Here is an 18,529-nt window from a genome sequence, read left to right on the forward strand (position 1 = left end):
GCTGCCTTCCTGTCGGTCGGGGCGTGGTGGTCTCGGGGTCCGGTCAGTGAATGCCCGGGGCAGGGCGCTGCCGGCTCAGCCCTTCGATCCGCTGAGCGCGATGCCCTGCACGAAGTGGCGTTGCAGCAGGACGTAGAGGATCAGCATCGGAAGGCTGGCGATGACCGAACCGGCCATCAGCACCGGGTAGTTGGTCAGGAACTGCCCTTCCAGCGAGATCAGTCCCGCGCTGATGGGCACCTTCGAGGGGTCGGTGTTGACCACGAGCGGCCACAGCAGGTCGTTCCAGGACCACATGGCCGTGATCACCGCGAGCGCGGCCAGCGCGGGACGTACCAGCGGCAGCATGATGCTCCAGAAGATCCGGAACGGACCGGCGCCGTCGATGCGGGCGGCCTCCTCCAGCTCCCGCGGCAGCGCCATGAAGAACTGCCGCAGGAGGAAGGTGCCGAACGCGCTGAACATGCCCGGCAGGAAGAGCGCGGGGATGCTGTTGAGCAGCCCCAGCCTCTGGATGATCTCGTGCTGCGGAAGGACGAGCAGCTGCGAGGGCACCATCAGCACCGAGAGGAAGAGTGCGAACAGGACGTTCTTGCCGCGGAACTGGAGCCGCGCGAACGCGTATGCCGCGAGTGAGCAGAACACCAGCTGGCCGAGCGTACGTCCGACGGTGTTCATGAGGCTGTTGCCCAGCATCTCCGTGAACGGCACGGCGCTGAAGACCTGCTGGAAGGCGGCCCAGTTCCACTCCGCGGGCAGGATGCTCGGCGGCACCTGCACGGACTCCGGCATCGTCTTGAACGCGGTGAGAACCTGCCACAGGAACGGGAAGACCATCGCCACAGCCCCCAGGGAGAGCACCACGTGGGTGGCGAGACCGCCCACGTCGCGGGGTCCACGGCGTCCACGGCGGGGGCCCGCGCCCACCCTCGCGGACCCGGCCGCCGGTTCCCTTCGGGGCACGGTGGGCATCGTCGTCGCGGGCTCAGGCATAGTGCACCCACCTCTTCTGGAAGCGGAACTGCAGGTACGTCAGTGCGGCGATCAGCAGCATGAGGAGGAAGGCCAGCGCGGCTGCCGGGCCCTGGGCGTTCTCGTCGAAGGCCCACTTGAAGAAGAGCGTGACGATCGACTGCGTGTCGCCGAGCGCGGGATTCTCGGCGCTCATCATCACGAAGATCAGGTCGAACTGCTGGAGCGAGTTGATCACGCAGATGACCGATGCGAAGAAGATGCTCGGGCTCAGCAGCGGCAGCGTGATGCGGAAGAAGCGCCGCACGGGCCCGGCACCGTCGATCTCGGCGGCCTCGTAGTAGTCCCTCGGAATGGCCTTGATGCCGGCGGTGAAAATGATCAGGTAGTAGCCGACGTGCGACCAGATCATCACGGCACCTATCGCGTAGACGGCGGTCGAGGGGTCGGAGACCCAGTAGCGTCCGTCGATGCCGACCCAGGACAGCGCCTGGTTGATCATCCCGAAGTCGCCGTTGTACAGCCAGTTCCAGACGAGTCCGACTGCCGCGGGCATGGTGATGAACGGCAGGAAGTACAGCGCCCGGTACACGGGCACGCCCCGCAGGCCCCGTCTGTTCATGAGGTCGGCGAGGACGATTGCGACGGGCAGCGTCAGCAGCCCCATCGCCGTGTACAGCAGCGTGTTCCCGAGGGCCTGGCCGACGGTGACGTCGCTGACCACCCGCGCGTAGTTCTCGCCCCCCACCCAGCTGCTGCCGCCGAAGACACCGAAGGAGGTGAAGCTGAACCAGAACGTCTGGAGCAGCGGCCAGATGTAGAAGACCAGGAAGCCGATCGCGATGGGCGCGATGAACAGGTACGCCGAACGCTGCGAACGCCGGTTCGCGGAGGAGCTGTTGCCGAGCTGCCGCGCGCTGTTCCGCCGGCGGTCCGCGTGGACCTTCGCGGCCGTGGAGGGGAAGACAGCCATGTCGTCACTTCTCCTGTTCCAGGGCGAGGTCCATCTGGCGGGCCAGGGTCCGGGAGGCGTCCTCGATGCCGCCCTTGCCGGTGAACGGGCGTCCCAGCAGCTGAGGCTGGAGGTTCTCCCAGACCGCGGTGCGCTTCGAGGCGGGGTAGGGGACGGCGTAGCCGAGCATGTCGATGAAGACCTGGAGATCGAACTCCGGCATGGACTTCACCCACGCGTCCTGCGTACCGGCGTAGGAGGAGATGGTCACGCCCTCCTCCGACTGGATGCGGGCGGCCTTCCGGGAGCCGAGGAACTTCACGAACTTCCACGCGGCCTCGGTGTTGCGGCTCTTGCCGGAGATGGCGGCGGCCAGACCGTGGACCGTGGTGGCGCGCTCACGCCCCTTGGGCAGGACGGCGACACTGCCGTGGTCCTTGATGGCGGGGGCGGCGTACATCTGGGAGGCCATCGCGGAGAGGTCGTAGTTCATGGCGACCTTCTCCGACAGGTACAGCTGCCGCCCCCTGGTGTCGGTCATCGCGCTCTGCGACGGCGAGTGGCCCTTGTCGACGAGGTCCGTCCAGAAGCGCAGCCCGTCGATCGTCCGCGGGTCGCCGAAGCCGGACCTGCCGTCCCGGATGACGTAACCGCCCGCCTGGGCGATGGTGTTGTAGTACGTGTACTGCCTGCTCATCTCGGCGGCTATGCCGTGCACACCGCGGCGCGGATCGGTCAGCTCCGCCGCCGCGTCCTGGACGGTCTCCCAGGTCCAGCTCTCGTCCGGGTACTCGATGCCCTTCTTGTCGAAAAGCTCCTTGTTGTACCAGAGGCCGATCGTGTCGAAGTCCTTCGGCATCGCGTAGTGCGTGCCCTTGTACGTGTACATCCGCAGCAGCTCGTCGGGGTGCACGCCCATGTCGAAGCCGTCCCGTTCGATGAATTCGTCCAGGGGCTGCAGCACACCGCCCGCCGCGTACAGCTGGAGGTTCACCGCGTTCATCCAGAACACGTCCGGCGCGGAGCCGCCGCGCATCGCGGTCTTCAGAGTCGTCCAGTACGAGGTGAACGGCGTGACGTGGATCTCCACCGTGATGTCCGGGTGCTCCGTCTCGAACGCCTTGACGATCTTCTTCATGCCTGCGACCTGCAGCGGATCCCACATGCCGTACGTGATGGCCGTACGGCCGCCGCTCGAACCCGACGACTGGGGCCCGCCGTTCGTACAACCGGTGACGGCTGCGGCGGCGGGTGCCGTCAGCGCTCCGGCGAGCAGAGTTCTCCTGCGCATGCGCGCCTCCGAAGGGGCGAGGGACGGGGTCGGAACGAAGGGGACGAAGAGAGCAGCGGAACCGAAGCGGTGCCCGGAGCGCAGCCCGGACAGGCCGCGCGCCTCAGCGGGTGACGGACGGCAGCGGAGCGGTGGCGTCGGAGAGCACGGCCTCGACGGTGTCGAGCGCCTTGCGTACGGCGCCGAGCGCGACGCCCTGCTCGCCCAGCGTGCTGACGGCGATGCGGGGCACGTGCATGACGACGTCCACCGGGACCTCCCGCAGATGCCTGGTGAGCAGCGGGACCAGCGCCTCACCGACGGGGGTCATCCCGCCGGAGAGGACGATCAGTTCGGGGTCGACGGCGAGCAGCAGCGCGCCGATGCCGGGGGCGAGACAGGTCGCGTAGCGGTCGAGGACTTCTAAGGCGTCGGGATCGCCGGCCGCCGAGGCCCGGGCGAGCGCGGCCACCTCCGACTCGCCCTCCGGACGCTCGCCGCGCCAGACGAGCGCCTCGTGCGCCCGCGCCAGGCCGAGTTGCCGGTGCAGCCCCAACTCGCCCGCCCCGCCCCGGTGTCCGCGGTGCAGACGGCCGCCCAGCAGGATGCCGCAGGAGGAACGGTGGCCGATGAGCAGACAGGCGACGTCGTCGACGAGCTGTGCGGCGCCCCGCCAGTGCTCGGCCATCGTCGCCAGGTTGACGTCGTTCTCGACGAGGATCGGGCAGGGGAAGGCGTCGGCGAGTCTCCGTGCCAGCTCGAAGTCCGACCACTCCGGCACGATCACCGACGTGAGGCGTCCGGATTCGCCGACGATGCCGGGGACGCCCACGGACAGCGCCCACAACTCGTCCGCCCGCACCTTGTGGTCCCCGAGGAACCGCTCGATCCGGCTGCGCAGATAGGCGAGCCGCTCCGCGCCTCCCATCTGCGGGTCCACGTCCTCGCGTTCCGACGCGTGGATCTGTCCGGCCAGGTCCGAGAGCAGCAGCACGACCTTGTGCAGGCCGATGTCGACGCCGACGACCCGGCCCGACTCCCCGCGGAAGCGGAAGCGCCTGGCCGGACGGCCCGAACGTCCCGACGTGGCGTCCGGCGCCTCGGCCAGCCAGCCCTGCACCGTGAGTTCCTCGACGACCTGGTCGACAGTGGGCCGCGACAGGCCCGTCGCAGCGGCCAGTTGGCTGAGGGTCTGCGGACGTTCCGGCCCCTGCGAGCGCAGGAAACGCAGCACGGCGATCGTGTTCAGCCGCCGCAGAGCGGCCAGGTCGTGACCCCGCACCCTGTGCACCTCCCCACCCGTCGGCCGGATTTGTTGATTGAGGACTGTTGCATAAATGCGGCTGGGCGTGAAGGCTTCCCGCCGAAGGATTATGAAGGACTCTTCGATATTCGATTCAGTTCGGCGGTGACGGGACATGGCGAGTGAGGACCTTCGCATCGGCGTCGTGGGCGTGGGGGAGCGGGCGAGCCTGGCCCTGCACGCCCACCGTCCCGGCAGCGGTGCCAGAGTCGTGGCGTGCGCCGACCCGCACCCCCGCGGAGCACAGGCGGCACGGGAACTCTTCGGCCCCGGCGTACCCGTGCACCGCGACCACCGGGTACTGCTGTCGGAGGGCGTCGACGCGGTCATGGTCCTCACCCCCGACCACCTGCACGCACAGGGCGTACTGGACGCGCTGCACGCCGGCGTCGCCGTCTTCGTGGAGAAGCCGCTCGCCGTCACCACCGACGACTGCGATCTCGTACTGCGCACGGCGAAGGCCACCGGCACCCGGCTCTACGTCGGGCACAACCTGCGGCACGCGCCCGTCGTCCGGGAGATGCGACGGCTCGTCCTCGCCGGAGCGGTGGGCCGCGTGCGGGCGGTGTGGTGCAGGCACTTCGTCGGGCACGGCGGTGACTTCTACTTCAAGGACTGGCACGCCGAACGGCGCCACACCACAAGTCTGCTGCTCCAGAAGGGCGCCCACGATCTCGACGTCGTCCACTGGCTGGCCGGCGGCAGCACCCGCAAGGTGACCGCCGTCGGCGACCTCGCCGTCTACGGCGGGATCACCGACCGGCGCGACCGCAGCGGCGAACGCATGACGGAATGGCACGACCCCGGGGCGAACTGGCCGCCCACCGAGCTCACCGGCCTCAACCCCGTCGTGGACGTCGAGGACATCAGCATGCTCAACGGCCGTACGGACAACGGCGTCCTCGTCAGCTACCAGCAGTGCCACTTCACGCCGGACTACTGGCGCAACTACACCGTCATCGGCGATCACGGCCGGCTGGAGAACTTCGGCGACCTGGACGGCGCGGTCGTCAAGGTCTGGAACTCCCGCCGGTCCGGCTACCGCGAGGACGCAGACGAAACCGTGGTCATACCGCAGCCCCAGGACACGCACGCCGACGCACACGGCGGCGCGGACCGGCGGCTCGTCGAGGAGTTCCTGGAGTTCGCGGCGGACGGCGGCACCACCGAGACCTCTCCGGTCGCGGCCCGGGAGGCGGTCGCCGCGGGCCACGCAGCCACCCGCTCGCTGCGGGCCGGCAGCGTACCCGTCGAAGTCCCGGCGCTCCCGGACGAGTTGACGGCCTACTTCGCGCAGGGCCAGCCGTCCGCCGGCGAGCCCGCCTGAGGGCGGGGCGCGAACGCGGGGGCGGCAAAGGCGGGGGGCGCGGGGCGCGGAGATGACAGGGCGCGGAGGTGACAGGGCGCGCGGCGCGACGGCGCGGGCCCTGCCGGCGGCGCCGCGAGCCTCCTCAGCGACCGTCCCGGCCGGGCACGGCCATGGTCAGGCCCGCCCCGGGAGCGGCGTCGAAGCGGTCGTCGACCAGGACGACGGTGCGTCCGGAGGCCGCCAGCAGCGAGGCACCCATCGCCGCCCGCATCCCGCTCCCACAGTGCACCCACACCACGCCGGACGGCACTTCGCCGGTCCGGCCGTGCAACTGGTGGACGGGAATGTGCACCGAGCCGTCGATGAAGCCCTCCGCGCGCTCCGTGTCGCGCCGCACGTCCAGCACGACGGGCTGATCACCGGCTGCTGCGGGGTCTGCACCCCCTGTCGCTCCGGCGTCGGCCTCGGCATCGGCCTCGGCCTCGGCTCGTACGGCGGCCAGGTCGGCGAAGCTCCCCCGCTCGAACGACCCGGGTTTCTCCCCCTGCCGCAGCCAGTCGTACGGGCCGCCCGCCCCGGCGGCAACGGGACGGTCGATGCCCACGCGAGCCAGCTCGCGCTGCGCGTCCGCGACCTGCCCGCGGCTCTCACCCAGCAGTGTCACCGGCTTCCCCCAGGGGATCAGCCACGCCAGGTAGGTCGCGAGCTTCCCCTCGTACTCGAAGTTGTACGTCCCGGGGACGTGCCCTTCGGCGAAGGCGACCCTGCTGCGCAGGTCCACGACCCACTCGCCGTCGGCGAGACGGGCACGGATCTGCCCGGCGTCGGCCTCCTGCGGCGGTGTGAGGTCCACCGGCGCGGGCCCGGCGGCGTTGACCGGTCCCATGTGCGCGTAGTACGCCGGTACGTCGTCCAGCCCGGAGAGCGTCTCGGAGACGAAGGTGTCGACGTCCTTGCGGAGCGCGTCGTTCCTCTCGCGCTCGGCGCCGATGGTGGACGACTCGCTGTCCGCGGGAACCGCCGAGCAGAAGCTCCCGAAGCCGTGTGTGGGGAGCACCTCGACGGCGTCGTCGAGGCCGTCGGCCAGCCGGCGGGCGGAGGCGTGCTGCTCACGGGCGAGCCGCTCGGTCAGCCGGGGCTCCACCAGGTCGGGCCTGCCGACCGTGCCCATCAGCAACGATCCGCCGGTGAACACCGCCGCTCCGTGACCGTGCTCCTCCAGGACGTACGCCGTGTGGTGCGGGGTGTGACCGGGCGTGGCCACGGCCCGGAGCACGAGACCCCGGTCCACCTCGAAGACGTCGCCGTCCGCGACGGGCGTCCGCGCGAAGGAGACCGGAGCCCGTTCGGGCACGAGGTACCCGGCTCCGGTCACGCGGGCCAGTTCCAGCCCGCCCGTCACGTAGTCGTTGTGCACATGGGTCTCCGCGACGTACGCGATACGCACCCCGCGCCGCGCCGCGGCGGCGACCACCCGGTCGATGTCCCGCGGCGGATCCACGGCCACCGCGGAGTCCGGACCGCCGGCGAGATGGCTCCGGTTGCCCAGCCCCTTCATTTCGATCACGTCCACGAAGAACACGGCTCCGGCTCCTTCCCGGAACGGCCACCCACCCGGGGTGCGGTCCGGCCCCGCACGGCGGTCTCCGCCGGGCGGACTCGCCACCTGCGAACCGGCCGCTCCTTCCCCGGCCGGGTGCCCGCCTCGGCGAGGGGAAACCAGCCCGCCGGGACCACGGGAAACCAGCCCGCTGCGGCGTCGGCCCGCCGTGCTCACGGCCGCGGCATCGGGGTCCACGCCCCTCGAACGTCCCGATGTCTGCACGAAATCCCGTTCGTGCCGGATCGCGGCACGGATCGGTGTACCTTGACGTGCCCTCGCACCGCTGGGCAACCGTCGAATCCGTGCGTACGCCAGAGGAAACCCAAGATGAAGCAGAAACTTTTCGTGCTCGCCGCCCTGTTGATCGTGCTCGGTGTGGGCCTGTTCGTCTGGGAGCCCGCCGGGCCGGAAGCGGAGTGCGCCGAGGACTCGTCGAGGACGTCGGGCTTCGTCGACGAGGAGAAGAACTGCCCGATATCCATCGAGAGTTACGAAAGAATCCGGGAGTCGAAGACCGGACCGCAGTGGGACAACATCGGCGGGCTGGTCCTGGTCGTGGCGGGGGTGGGCACCGCAGTCGTCGCCGCGGTACGGAAGCCCAAGTCGGCCTGACGACGGCACCGTTCCCTGCCGCCGGGGCCGCCCCGAGGGGCAGAGCGCTCGAATGCCTCCGCACAGAGCATCGTTCACGGCTGCGGATTCACAGCGGTTTCCACATTCGCAGCGGTTTCCCGAGGCACAGCGGTTTCCCGAGGCACAGCGGTTTCCCGTCGTCCGGCCGTCTGCGTTCCGACCGCGGCCGGAACTCCGATCGCCACGTTCTCCGGGCGAGCCGGAACGGATTCAGTGAGCGGCCTTCGGCGGAACGTTGTCACTGCCGTGCGGGGACAGTAAGTTCCCGCAGTCACATCGGCATTTCGAAACGGGGAGACCATATGAAGCGGTCACGCACGCTCGCGCTCGGGACGGTTCTGGCGTCCGCCACGGCGATGTTCGCCTTCGCCCAGCCGGCGCTCGCCTCGGACCAGGGCGCAGCACCGGCGGCGGCACCGGTGGACTGGTCCGCGGGGCACGGGGACGCCGACGCCTCCGGTACGCGGTGGACGGAGAGCGGCATGCCGTTCCCCTCTCTGAAGATCGAGGGGAAGCTGACGAAGACCGGTGCCGGCTGCAGCTCGCTCTGGGTGAAGTGGACCTTCGACCTCGCGCCCAGCGCGCCGAAGAAGGTCGTCACCCAGTGCGACGCGGGCACCGCGCCCGTCTCGATCACGCTGCAGACCTACATGCCCACCACCACGGGGGAAGTGGCCGTCTGCAACGGCCAGGCAGACACCTCCGACTGCGGAGCCTGGAAGTCCGTCACGACCTGGCCCACCGGCCGGCAGGGCTGACACCACCGCGCCGGACAGCACAGAAGGGGCGCCCGGATGTCCGGGCGCCCCTTCTGCCGTGCGGTCGTGCGGTCGTGCAGTCGTGCGGTACTCGGCCCGCACCGGTCACTGCACGTCGTTCAGCGCCTCGAAGTCCACAAGTCCCGTGTCCTCGAGGACGGTGATGTGGTCGAGGACGATGGCGTTCGCCCTCGTCGCCAGCGACCGCACCATCGAATTGCTCGTCTGGTCGCGGACCAGCCCGACAAGGCCGAAGACCACCCCGTGCTGTTTCCGCAGGTGGTCGACGAGGACCTTGTCGAACTCCTTGCCCTGCGCCTTTTCCATGTCGTCCAGGTACTCCTGCTGCGAGCCCGTGGGCTGCGTCGGGAGCGAAACGTTCATCGCACGGGCGGCCGTGACGGCTCGCTTGTCCAACTCCGTGTGCCCGTCGACGAGATGGTTGCCGGCGATCCGCACCGACTTCCGCGTACCCCGTTCCTGCGCCGAGCGGCCCGCGGGCAGCTCCCACAGTCCCGCGGCCCGCACCTTGCGCAGGAAGTCACGGTCCATGGCGGTGAGCGGACCGTATTCGGTCTTCCAGGTTCCCTTGCCGTCGTCCTGCCATCCGGAGCGTGCGATGGCACTCGCCCGGTTCCCCGCCAACATGTCCGAAGGCAGTACGAGCCCAGCAAGCGTTGCTACCAGCGCGAGAACGATCAGTACCGTGCCGACCGCCCGGCCCGACGTCATGGCGAACCGCATCCGCCCCTCCTCTCCGCACACATCATCAACGTGCGCAGCACGTTAATGATGTGCGTGAGCTTCTGGTCAAGGCTTCGTCACGGCCGACAAGAACGTCTACTGCGGACCCGAAGCCTGCTATGCGAGCGGCCCCATTGTGCCGTCCTTCGCCGAGAATGACCGCGATCTGGCCCACACTGGCCCGAACTCGGCCGTCGCGAGCGGGAGCCGTCCGGCTCGTACTGGCCACGTGCGGCTTCGACACTCACCGTACGAGCAGGGGTTCCGTTCCCACATCGACCGCCCCGGCCGGCCCTCCGGCCTCGGCTCACCCCGACAGGCCGCCCTGGGTGGCGGCGAAGGCGAGAAGCGGCACATTCTTCCCATGAGCGGAGCTTTCCTGCCCTGCCCGGTCCGGTCCCGGACAGCGGCCCCGGACGGAAGACTCCTGACCGCCGACGGGAAGGGCGCATGGCGTGGCGGACGACATGGGCTGGGTGAGCGACCTGCTCGCGGCGGTGCAGGCAGCGCAACCGGTGAAGTCGGTCGCGGTGCTCGGAAGGGTTCTGCGGGAGCAGCTCTCCGCCGAGGAGGTCACCTTCCTCATCACGGATCTCGGGGGCAACGCCGTGGTCCGGCTGACGGGATCGATCGAACAGGGCGGCACCGGCGCGCCCGAGCCGCTTGCTCTGGCCGGCACCGTCTACGAGGGGGTGATCCGCTCCCAGCAGCCGTGGGTGAGCAGCGAGGGGCGCGTGGCAGACGCAGCGAGCCCGCGCGCCACCCGGGTCGTCGCACCGGTGACCGACCGGGGCGACGCGATCGGGCTCCTGGAACTGACCCTTCCCGCTCCCCCCGACCGCCGGACGCTGGAGCGCATCACCGAGGCCAGCCGCGTGCTGGCGTTTGCCGTGGTGATCAACAGACGCTTCACCGACCTTTACGAGTGGGGGAGGCGGACCACCAAGCTGTCCCTGTCGTCGGAGATCCAGCACCGCCTGCTGCCCGAGTCCTTCACCTGCGATGCCGGCCGCTTCATCATCGCAGGGGCTCTGGAGCCGGCGGCCGATGTGGGCGGCGATACCTTCGACTACACCCTCAACGGTCACGGCCTCAACATGTCACTGACCGATGCCATGGGTCACGACGTGCGGGCAGCACTGCTTGCCACCGTCGTCGTCGGTGCCCTGCGCAACGCCCGCCGCGCAGGTCTCGGTCTCGCCGCACAGGCTGAAGCCGCCAATGAAGCCGTGCTCGCGCACACCGTGCGCGAGCACCGCGCGGCTGTCGATCAGTCCGCTCAAGTGACCAGTGCGCTGGCGGAGCACGGTGCCCAAGCAATGGTCACGGGACAACTGCTGTGGGTCGAGTTCGAGACCGGACGCACCGAGTTCATCAACGCCGGCCACATCTGGCCGCTGCTGCTGCGGGACGGTCACGTCGAGGAGGTCACCCCGGTCGTCGACTTGCCGTTCGGCATCGCATCCCAGACCAGCTATCGCGTGCAGAGCCTCGGTCTGCGGCCCGGCGACCGTCTCGTCCTGATCACCGACGGCATGCTCGAGCCGCAAGGCCACGACCGGGTGCTGCGTCGTCTGATCGAGGAGACCGGGCATCTTCACCCTCGCGAAGCGACGCGCACGTTCACGCAATCCGTCCTGAGGGCCAGCGACCACGACCCACGGGATGACGCCACCGTGCTCTGCCTGGACTGGTCCGGCCCCGGATGGTCCCAGGACGACTCGTCACCCCCCTCGCCGTGACGACGGGGCCGAGCCGCCCGCCCGTGTCCCCGTTCCCGTGACCGTGTCGTCCCCGTACCGGATCGAGGGAGGACAGCGGGGAGACCGGGGCCACGTTCGTCCGCATGGCGTCTCTCGCCTGCAAGTAGCCTGCGGACACAGCGAGTTGGGCCCCGCGTGGTCCACACTGGCCCCGCAGCCGCAGCATGCCGAATCACCCCTCGCGGCCCGGGGCCGTACGGTGCCGCGGCCCGCGGTGGAACCGTGCACCCAGCAGACGCCATCTGCTGGACAGACTTGGGGAGCGTTCATTGGTCGTCACAGCTCAGCGGAGGGCGCGGGGCCGTTGCGCCGCGACGTGCTGCCGACGGGGTCTCGGTCTGGGTGTCGCGCTTCTCTGCGCGACCAGTGTGCTGACCGGGTGCGGTGATCGCTCCGGTGGAACCTCCGCACGACCAACGCCGACGACGGCATCCAAGGAGATACGCAAGATCGACTTCTCGAACCGGCAGTGGTTCGATTCAGCGACGTCATCGACCGTGAAGCTGGTCGACGGCAAAGCGGAACGCGAAGCCGACAACGAGTCCGGCGGATTCAGCTGGCGGCTCTCGGGAGAACCGCGGTACGCCGACGCCGACGGGGACGGCCACGAAGACGCCGCAGTGGAACTGCAGGCGAGGGGCGCGCAGTTGGCAGCCAAGTCCTGGTACGTCTGGCTCTGGCGCAATGGCGGACCCCGGCAACTGCGGCTGCCCATCGCGCAGACGTCGCGGTGCGACCGTCCCATCGAATCGGTGACGGCTGCCCGGAACGGCTTCGAAGTCCAGATGTTCATGCCCGTGAGCGAGGACGACTGCGCAGGCGGCGGCTCCGTGCCGATCACATTCGTCGCGGCGGTGCGAGACGGCTGGCCCGTACGTACCAAGCCCTACTTCGGCCCGACAGCCCCCTGCGATTCCCGGTCCCTCACAGCGGCGTTGCGCCCGGCAGGCAAGATCTTGCTGCACACCTCGCCGGACGAGCGCTCCCCCTCCGTCGAGTCGGCCGCCGCATACGACGAGTTCCTCGTCGACGAGTACAGCGCGGACCCTGAGCTGACCCCTGAGCGGGACTGGATCCTGGGCATCGCGACGAGCGGCAGCCGCAAGGTGTGCGGGTGGGCCCGTGCGGATCAGGTCCGTGCGTCGCCTCAGTGACCTCGGCGGCGGTTCGCGACAGGCCCAAGCAACGGCTGCGCGGCGGCGCTACTCGGGCCGGTATCTCGACCACAACTGGACGAGGTCGGTGCCTGGGCTGCCCGTGACGGCCACCCCGATGGATCCAGGGTCGCCCTTCCACACCAGCGCCCGCTGGGTGGGGCTCCATGCGAAGACGTGGAGCCCCGGCGGAGGATTCTTCTCGCCGCCCACCAGCTCCGCGGGCGGTGCGGCGTCGAAGTAGGCCCGTGCGACCTTGTCGTAGGTGGCGGGCTTGAAGTGGGCGTCACGCCGACGGCGTCGAGAGGTTGACCAACTCATCGCCCCCGCAGGGTGGTTGACCCCCGTCAGGGCCAACCACCCTGCGTGCGGGTCACGCCTGGAGCCACCAGGGGCTCGAGTACGCCACACCCCAGTCGTTGCACGCGTGGCCCGAGGGGCCCGGGGAGGGGTTGGCCTGGGCCGGGTCGGAGATGCGCAGGACGATCCAGTTGCCGTCGGCGGCGTTCAGGGGCACGGTGAACGTCGTCAGCTTGTTGGACTGGGTCTCGATGACGTCCACGACGGTCGGCGCGTCCGAACCCGGGCGCAGGACCTGGACGTTGAGGGGCTTGCCCTCCCATTCGGGGCCGCGGTCGAGGTCGACGGTGAACTGGACGTCGCCCGAGGCCAGCCCGAGGGTGCCGCCCATCTGGACGCCGTTGGCCACCGCGTCGAGCCGCAGGCCCGAGACGCGCGTTGCGAAGAACCGGCGGGCCCGCATCGCCTCGAAGATGCCCGCCCGGGTGTTCTCGGCGACCCACAGCCCGCTGCGGCCCTTGCCCTCGGGGAAGCCCCAGTCGGTGCCGTGCTCGTCGGTGACGCCCGTCAGGCCGGTGCGCCAGCCGACGTTGAGGCAGGCGACGAGGGGCGAGCGGCCGGTCTTGTCCCAGCCGTCGAAGAGATAGTCGTCGCCGCGGTTGAACATCTCCAGGCCGACCATCTTCTCCAACGCCCCAGCGGAGAAGCTGAAGTTGTCGAACATCCCGGACTCACGCCCCGGGTGGTTGAAGCTGGCGACCGCCTCGCGGTCCTGCAGCCAGCTGTAGAGCGAGCCCGGACTGCCTGCGCCGCCGAGGTCGACCCAGTCGTCGGTGAACCAGACGTTGGCGTGGCCCTGCAGGGGGTGGGACCACTCGAAGCCGCGGATGGCGGTGTACGCCCCGGGGTCGTTGGCGGCGTCGGCGAGCTGGCCCGTCCGGTCCCACTCCTCGGAGCTGAGGCCCTCGATCGACAGCAGCGTGGCGTGGTCGGTGAGGGCGGCGACGTCCAGTCCCGCGTCACGCATCGAGGCGAAGGCGAGCTCGGGGTCGCCGTCGCCGTCGGACATGGCGGTGTGGTTGTGCATGTCGGCGTGGACGAGCGTGGTGCCCTGGGTGAGGCGGGAGGCCCTGGCGGCCCCGGTGCGCTTGACCGGTATGTCGGACGATCTGGCGGTCCGGGTACTGGCCGCACTCGCGGTACCCGGGGCCGACGCGAGGACGAGGAGGCCGCTCGCACCGGCGAGCAGGGACCGTCTGGTGGGCGTGTGATGGTGGTCGTGGTCGTGGTCGTGTTTCGTCATGCGGGGTATTCCAGCGCAGAGCGGCCTACTCGTCAGTACCCCGCGCACGACGGATGGCTGAACTTCTCCCTTTCGGAGCATTCCCGGGCCGTGTCGCAACTCCAGTCGGCAGCACGGGAGTTGTCCGAGTACTCATCCCCGGCCGGCAGTTCCGCCCCGTAGCGCGGGAGCAGCGGGGTGCGGTCGAGCGGCTAGGGTGCGCACGTCCAGGACGTGCCCGCGGACAGCCGGACGTCACGCAAAGACCGCGACCCGCAGCGACGGCTGGGTCGCGCCTCTATGGTGGACCGATGGCATCGGTCAAGCAGGTCCAAGTCACCTTCGACTGCGCAGAACCTGAGCGCGTCGCTCGTTTCTGGTGCGAGGTGCTGGGGTACGTCGTACCGCCGCCGCCGGAGGGGTTCGCTACCTGGGCCGATTACGATCGCACGCTGCCGCCCGAGCGGCAGGGTGCGGCGTTCGCATGCGCTGATCCCTCAGGTGTGGGCCCGAGACTGTTCTTCCAGCGCGTACCCGAAGGCAAGGTCGTCAAGAATCGGCTGCATCTCGACGTGCGGGTCGGCACCGGACTCGTCGGTGAAGAGCGCCTGGCAGTGCTTGAGGCCGAATGCGCACGGCTGGTCGCGCTCGGCGCGGCACGCGTGCGACTGCTGCTTGCCGACGAGCACAACGAGTCGTGCCTCGTGATGCAGGACGTCGAGGGCAACGAGTTCTGTCTGGACTGAGCGGCAGCGATCGTCGCCTCGTCGCCCAGACGGGACAGCAGCCGGTGGCTGGCCGGCGGTAGATCGGGAACTGCCCGGCAAGCGCAACCCGTCGACCGCCGGCAGCCGCCGGTACGCGACGCCGCCTCGCCAACAGCCGGCCACGAGCCGGGTGAACGCGTCAGGAGTGCCGATCATGATCCTTCCGAAGGTCCGGGACCCTCGCTTCGTGACGATCCGCCGCGGGGGGACCCTCACTGACGCGGATCACCACCTCCTCGCCCTTTGGGCGGCATCCTGCGCGGAGCACGTCCTTGACCTCTTCGAGTCGGCTCAGCCCGAGGATCCGCGGCCGCGTCAGGCGATCGAGCATGCCCGCGCCTGGGTGCGTGGCGAGGTCAGGATGACCCAGGCCCGTACGGCGGGCGGCCATGCGATGGGTGCGGCCAGAGACTTGCGTGGGGCGGCACGGCATGCAGCGTACGCAGCCGGCCAGGCCGCTGTCGTCGCCCACGTCGCCGCGCACGAGCTCGGTGCGGCCGCCTATGCGATCAAGGCCGCACGTGCGGCCGCGCCGGAAGGCGAGGGCGAGGCCGCGGGGCGAGTCGAGTGCCAGTGGCAGCGCGACCAGCTTCCGGAGGCGATTCGCGAGCTCGTACTCGACGACCAGCGGTTGCGGAACGACATCTGCTGGTCGGTGTTCGACTGTTGAGCGTGCGTCGGGACGCCGGCACAGCTGTCCGGCCGAACAGGTGCTGGACCGCGAGTCATGGACGTCCTGCGAGAAGCCACGGCCGCTCAGGAGCGCTGTTCCAGAGGGTGACGTAGCAACGCGGTAGGACTGGTCGGCTCCTCGACCATAGTCAGCCATTGGGATTCCGGGCCGCCTCGGCTCAGCCCAGCGCGTCCATCAGGGCGGTGACGTAGGCATCCAGTCGCTCCTCGACGGCTCGCGTCGTCAGCTCCGTCCTTCCTGCCTCCCGCCATGGCTGCGCCACCGACTGCACTTCTTCTGAGAACGCCAGTCCGTCCCGCACCTGCCAGTACAGGCGCTCGCTCGCGGCCTCGGCCAGCATCCCGCCGGCCTCCTCATACGCCTCAGCGAACCGCAGGCCCCATGCCGGGCCGTGCAGCAGCGCGAGATTGGTGGAGCAGTGCGCCACATCGAGGTCCGCCGGGCCCCACGAGGTCGCCGCCCAGTCGACGACGCCGGTGATCCGGGCACCTGCCGACTGTGAAGGCAGTACGTCGAACAGCACGTTGCCGGGGTGGAAGTCCCGGTGCAGGAACCGCCCTTCACAGGGCGGCACGGGCCTGCGGATCACGTCGATCGCAGCGGCCCATGCCGCAGCGTCTGCGCCCTTCGGAACCACGACGGTCTCGGCGGTCGTCAACGCCACATACCCCGGGGGCCGCACGGCGGGTCGCAACGCGTGGATCGCCACGAGTTGACGGGCCAGCAGAGGGACGCGCGTCTCCAATCCCTCATCGTCGAGGACCGTCCGCCCCGGCAGATGTGTCATCAGCAGCGACGGATACTCGCAATGCGCGGCGGCCTGATCAACCGCGACCAGTCCAGGCGCCGGCACACCGGTCCCCGTGAGCTGGGCCAGGGCCCCGGCCTCCCTGTTCAGCGAGTCCTCGGCGCGCTCCACGAAGTACGGGTCGCCGAAGGTCCGCAGCACCAGGTCGCGGGTGCCTCCGTCCCGCCTGCCGATGGTCAGCCGCCGCATTTCGGCGGTGATGCCGCCGTGCAGCGCCTCGGTTCCGACGATCCGTTCGCCGGCCTCCAGGTGCCCGCTCACCCAAGCCAGGGTCGACGGTCGGACAGCCGCCGCCTCATCGTGATTGGTCACCCTGCCACGCCATCATCCGGACGATGGCCCGCACAAAGGGCTTTGGGCTGGAGGCGAGGGCCGTGCTGCTCAGTCGGAAGACTCCCCCGGCACGAGCCGGACCGTAGCCCGCACCGACGCCCACCGTCAGGGTGGGGGGACCGGTCCGGATGCGCTGCGGACCGGAGCGGACTCGCGACCAACTGCGCCGCCGGCTGTGGGCTGTTGGGCAGGCAGAACGGCCTTCGGCTGAGCCGGGGCGTCGAGTTTCGGCGTGTGGGTGGCCGGTTGGCCGATGCGTCCCCGAAGTCCCGCCAGGAATGTGAAGAAGCGGTCGGGGAGGAAGACCGCGTCGGCAACGATCATCGCGCCTGAGAAGAACGGCAGCCCCAGCAGTACGGCGATCGCCAGATGCATGCCGAGCATCACCGGCAGAACGACGTACTTGACCTTGCTGAACAGAACGAACGGAAAAGCGACTTGGAGCAGCACCGACAGATAGCCGGCGATCGCGATGAGTACCGTCTGCTGATCCACCAGGAGCGACAGCTCGGGCCAGGGCCGGAACAGGTCGAGGTTGAGCACGTAGTGCAGGGCGGTCCCGTCGCCCCAGAAGTTGCCCTGGACCTTGAACAGTCCCGCCGATCCGTACAGGAAGGCGACCTGGACAGCAATGACGAACATCGCGCAGTTGTGCAAGACCGTCGTCGCCTGCCCGCGGACGATGCCGAGTTGAGCGGGCACACGGCGAGGCTTCGCGACGGATACGGCAGTCCGGCGCCGAAGCCTGCGGGCGTCCAGTGACCAGCGTCGGCCGCAGGCGGTGAGGCTGAGGTAGAGGGACATGAGCAGGACGAGATTGTCTCCGCCGTCAGTCATGTAGATGGCCCGTGAGTGAAACGAAGCGACGATCACCGCAAAGAGCAGGGAGATCGCCCTGGTTCGCCAGCCGAGCATGAAGAGCACTGCGACGACGACGGCGAGGGCGTAGCAGGTTTCGAAGTACGGGCGGCTGTCGGACAGGGCGAGGATGCTGGCGAAGCCGGTCTCGTCGGTCAGTTCGGCCGAGAGGTCCGGCGTCCACGCCGAGCCCGGGCCCCACAACTCGTCACGGTGGGGGAACTCCCGCAACAGCAGGGCGAGATAGAGGAACCCGTATCCCATGCGCAGCACCGCCGCGGCGTACAGCGAGACCGGTCGCTGCGTCAGGGCAGCGCGCAGGGAGCGCAGGCCTTCGGCTACGCGCTGTCTGCCTGCGGGCAGGATCGACGGGACCCCGGTCCGGCGGGCCTGGTGCGGCAGACGCGTTGTCTGTTCAGTCGGCATGTGTGGCCACCTTCCACCACGGCAGATACCTGGTCTCGTGGGACTCGCGGCCAGTGGGCCGAGAGGCACCGCCGTCCGGTGCGGGCGGGGGGATCCGCTTCGTGACCACGCGCAGTTGAATGGAGTCGAAGGTGCTGTGCCTGTGGGCGGCGATCCGATCGGCCGCGATGTTGCGGAGGTACTCCTTCATCATGCGCGCCCGGTCCGTGTGGGACCGGTCGTTGCCGCCGTGGTGTCGCTCGTAGGAGATCCAGGCCCGGCGCAGCATGTTCTGCGCGGTATGACTCGGGAAGACGCTGTGGCGGACGGCTGCGGTGTCCATAGCGGACAGATCGACCCAGCCGCTCAACACTGCGGTGCCGTCCTTAGCGGTACGGGCGGTCCTCGCCGAGATCTGCTGATTCACCGACTCCGGATTCGGGGCGAAGAGTTGCCAGTTCTGCTCGAACAAGGGCAGGACCCACGCGTCGATCTTCTCTGTGTAGCGCTTCGAAATGCTGTTGGGAGGCGCCACGTGGAGAAACACGAGAAGTACGTGGACGAGGGATGCCGCGATACACAGGACCGCGATCCAGCCGACCAAAGTCCGCCAGGGGGCGC

At 69.5% G+C, this 18,529-nt stretch carries 18 protein-coding genes; 7 read left to right on the forward strand and 11 right to left on the reverse strand.

The features are described from left to right. Positions 1-75 precede the first annotated feature (75 nt). The 4 genes from ACFPA8_RS15080 to ACFPA8_RS15095 all read right to left on the reverse strand — a co-directional run bounded on the left by ACFPA8_RS15080 (position 76) and on the right by ACFPA8_RS15095 (position 4,476). The gene (locus ACFPA8_RS15080) at positions 76-993 is read right to left on the reverse strand and encodes a carbohydrate ABC transporter permease (RefSeq protein WP_386448287.1); all 918 of its coding nucleotides are present in this window, start codon (positions 991-993) and stop codon (positions 76-78) included. Beyond that, complete coding sequence (locus tag ACFPA8_RS15085) at positions 986-1,945, reverse strand: carbohydrate ABC transporter permease (RefSeq protein ID WP_386448289.1); 960 nt, start codon at positions 1,943-1,945, stop codon at positions 986-988. Before ACFPA8_RS15085 ends, ACFPA8_RS15080 begins: the two co-directional genes overlap by 8 nt. A 4-nt stretch (positions 1,946-1,949) precedes the next feature. Then, positions 1,950-3,215: an ABC transporter substrate-binding protein gene (locus ACFPA8_RS15090; RefSeq protein WP_386448292.1), complete on the reverse strand. Its 1,266-nt coding sequence runs from the start codon at positions 3,213-3,215 to the stop codon at positions 1,950-1,952. A gap of 103 nt (positions 3,216-3,318) precedes the next feature. Continuing rightward, on the reverse strand, positions 3,319-4,476 hold the full coding sequence (locus ACFPA8_RS15095) for an ROK family transcriptional regulator (RefSeq protein WP_386448295.1): 1,158 nt from the start codon (positions 4,474-4,476) through the stop codon (positions 3,319-3,321). A 136-nt stretch (positions 4,477-4,612) separates the two neighbouring features. Here ACFPA8_RS15095 and ACFPA8_RS15100 point away from each other — a divergent pair, with 136 nt between their 5' ends. After that, positions 4,613-5,824, forward strand: a complete 1,212-nt coding sequence (locus tag ACFPA8_RS15100; protein ID WP_386448298.1) for a Gfo/Idh/MocA family protein — start codon at positions 4,613-4,615, stop codon at positions 5,822-5,824. A 124-nt stretch (positions 5,825-5,948) separates the two neighbouring features. Here ACFPA8_RS15100 and ACFPA8_RS15105 read toward each other — a convergent pair whose 3' ends face one another. Then, positions 5,949-7,388, reverse strand: coding sequence for an MBL fold metallo-hydrolase (locus tag ACFPA8_RS15105; RefSeq protein WP_386448300.1), 1,440 nt, complete (start codon positions 7,386-7,388; stop codon positions 5,949-5,951). Between the two features lie 348 nt (positions 7,389-7,736). Here ACFPA8_RS15105 and ACFPA8_RS15110 point away from each other — a divergent pair, with 348 nt between their 5' ends. Both ACFPA8_RS15110 and ACFPA8_RS15115 read left to right on the forward strand, forming a co-directional pair. Beyond that, positions 7,737-8,021 (forward strand): hypothetical protein, encoded by a 285-nt coding sequence (locus ACFPA8_RS15110; RefSeq protein WP_386448303.1) that lies wholly within the window; start codon positions 7,737-7,739, stop codon positions 8,019-8,021. A 323-nt stretch (positions 8,022-8,344) separates the two neighbouring features. Continuing rightward, complete coding sequence (locus ACFPA8_RS15115; protein WP_386448306.1) at positions 8,345-8,800, forward strand: hypothetical protein; 456 nt, start codon at positions 8,345-8,347, stop codon at positions 8,798-8,800. A gap of 105 nt (positions 8,801-8,905) precedes the next feature. Here ACFPA8_RS15115 and ACFPA8_RS15120 read toward each other — a convergent pair whose 3' ends face one another. Beyond that, positions 8,906-9,544 (reverse strand): DUF4142 domain-containing protein, encoded by a 639-nt coding sequence (locus ACFPA8_RS15120; RefSeq protein ID WP_386448308.1) that lies wholly within the window; start codon positions 9,542-9,544, stop codon positions 8,906-8,908. 455 nt (positions 9,545-9,999) lie between these two features. Between ACFPA8_RS15120 and ACFPA8_RS15125 the strand changes: the two genes are divergently transcribed. Together ACFPA8_RS15125 and ACFPA8_RS15130 are read left to right on the forward strand one after the other, a co-directional pair. Continuing rightward, positions 10,000-11,286 carry a PP2C family protein-serine/threonine phosphatase gene (locus tag ACFPA8_RS15125; RefSeq protein WP_386448311.1) on the forward strand — a complete coding sequence of 429 codons (1,287 nt, stop codon included), beginning with the start codon at positions 10,000-10,002 and terminating at the stop codon, positions 11,284-11,286. A 518-nt stretch (positions 11,287-11,804) separates the two neighbouring features. After that, on the forward strand, positions 11,805-12,461 hold the full coding sequence (locus tag ACFPA8_RS15130; RefSeq protein ID WP_386448314.1) for a hypothetical protein: 657 nt from the start codon (positions 11,805-11,807) through the stop codon (positions 12,459-12,461). Between the two features lie 48 nt (positions 12,462-12,509). Here the strand turns inward: ACFPA8_RS15130 and ACFPA8_RS15135 are convergent, their stop codons facing one another. After that, complete coding sequence (locus ACFPA8_RS15135; protein ID WP_386448317.1) at positions 12,510-12,782, reverse strand: hypothetical protein; 273 nt, start codon at positions 12,780-12,782, stop codon at positions 12,510-12,512. A gap of 52 nt (positions 12,783-12,834) precedes the next feature. Beyond that, on the reverse strand, positions 12,835-14,064 hold the full coding sequence (locus tag ACFPA8_RS15140) for a CehA/McbA family metallohydrolase (RefSeq protein WP_386448319.1): 1,230 nt from the start codon (positions 14,062-14,064) through the stop codon (positions 12,835-12,837). Positions 14,065-14,354: 290 nt separating this feature from the next. Between ACFPA8_RS15140 and ACFPA8_RS15145 the strand changes: the two genes are divergently transcribed. Both ACFPA8_RS15145 and ACFPA8_RS15150 read left to right on the forward strand, forming a co-directional pair. Next, positions 14,355-14,789: a VOC family protein gene (locus ACFPA8_RS15145; protein WP_386448322.1), complete on the forward strand. Its 435-nt coding sequence runs from the start codon at positions 14,355-14,357 to the stop codon at positions 14,787-14,789. 175 nt (positions 14,790-14,964) lie between these two features. After that, positions 14,965-15,480: a putative immunity protein gene (locus ACFPA8_RS15150; protein WP_386448325.1), complete on the forward strand. Its 516-nt coding sequence runs from the start codon at positions 14,965-14,967 to the stop codon at positions 15,478-15,480. Positions 15,481-15,661: 181 nt separating this feature from the next. Here ACFPA8_RS15150 and ACFPA8_RS15155 read toward each other — a convergent pair whose 3' ends face one another. The 3 genes from ACFPA8_RS15155 to ACFPA8_RS15165 form a co-directional block, all read right to left on the reverse strand. Then, positions 15,662-16,624 (reverse strand): phosphotransferase family protein, encoded by a 963-nt coding sequence (locus tag ACFPA8_RS15155; protein WP_386448328.1) that lies wholly within the window; start codon positions 16,622-16,624, stop codon positions 15,662-15,664. A 126-nt stretch (positions 16,625-16,750) separates the two neighbouring features. Next, entirely contained in the window at positions 16,751-17,929 is a 1,179-nt protein-coding gene (locus tag ACFPA8_RS15160; RefSeq protein ID WP_386448331.1) for an HTTM domain-containing protein, read from the reverse strand. Next, positions 17,919-18,443: a DUF5819 family protein gene (locus ACFPA8_RS15165; protein ID WP_386448334.1), complete on the reverse strand. Its 525-nt coding sequence runs from the start codon at positions 18,441-18,443 to the stop codon at positions 17,919-17,921. Before ACFPA8_RS15165 ends, ACFPA8_RS15160 begins: the two co-directional genes overlap by 11 nt. Positions 18,444-18,529 lie beyond the last annotated feature (86 nt).

Origin of the sequence: Streptomyces ovatisporus (assembly GCF_042653885.1) — a bacterium.
GTDB classification, from domain to species: Bacteria; Actinomycetota; Actinomycetes; order Streptomycetales; family Streptomycetaceae; genus Streptomyces; species Streptomyces ovatisporus.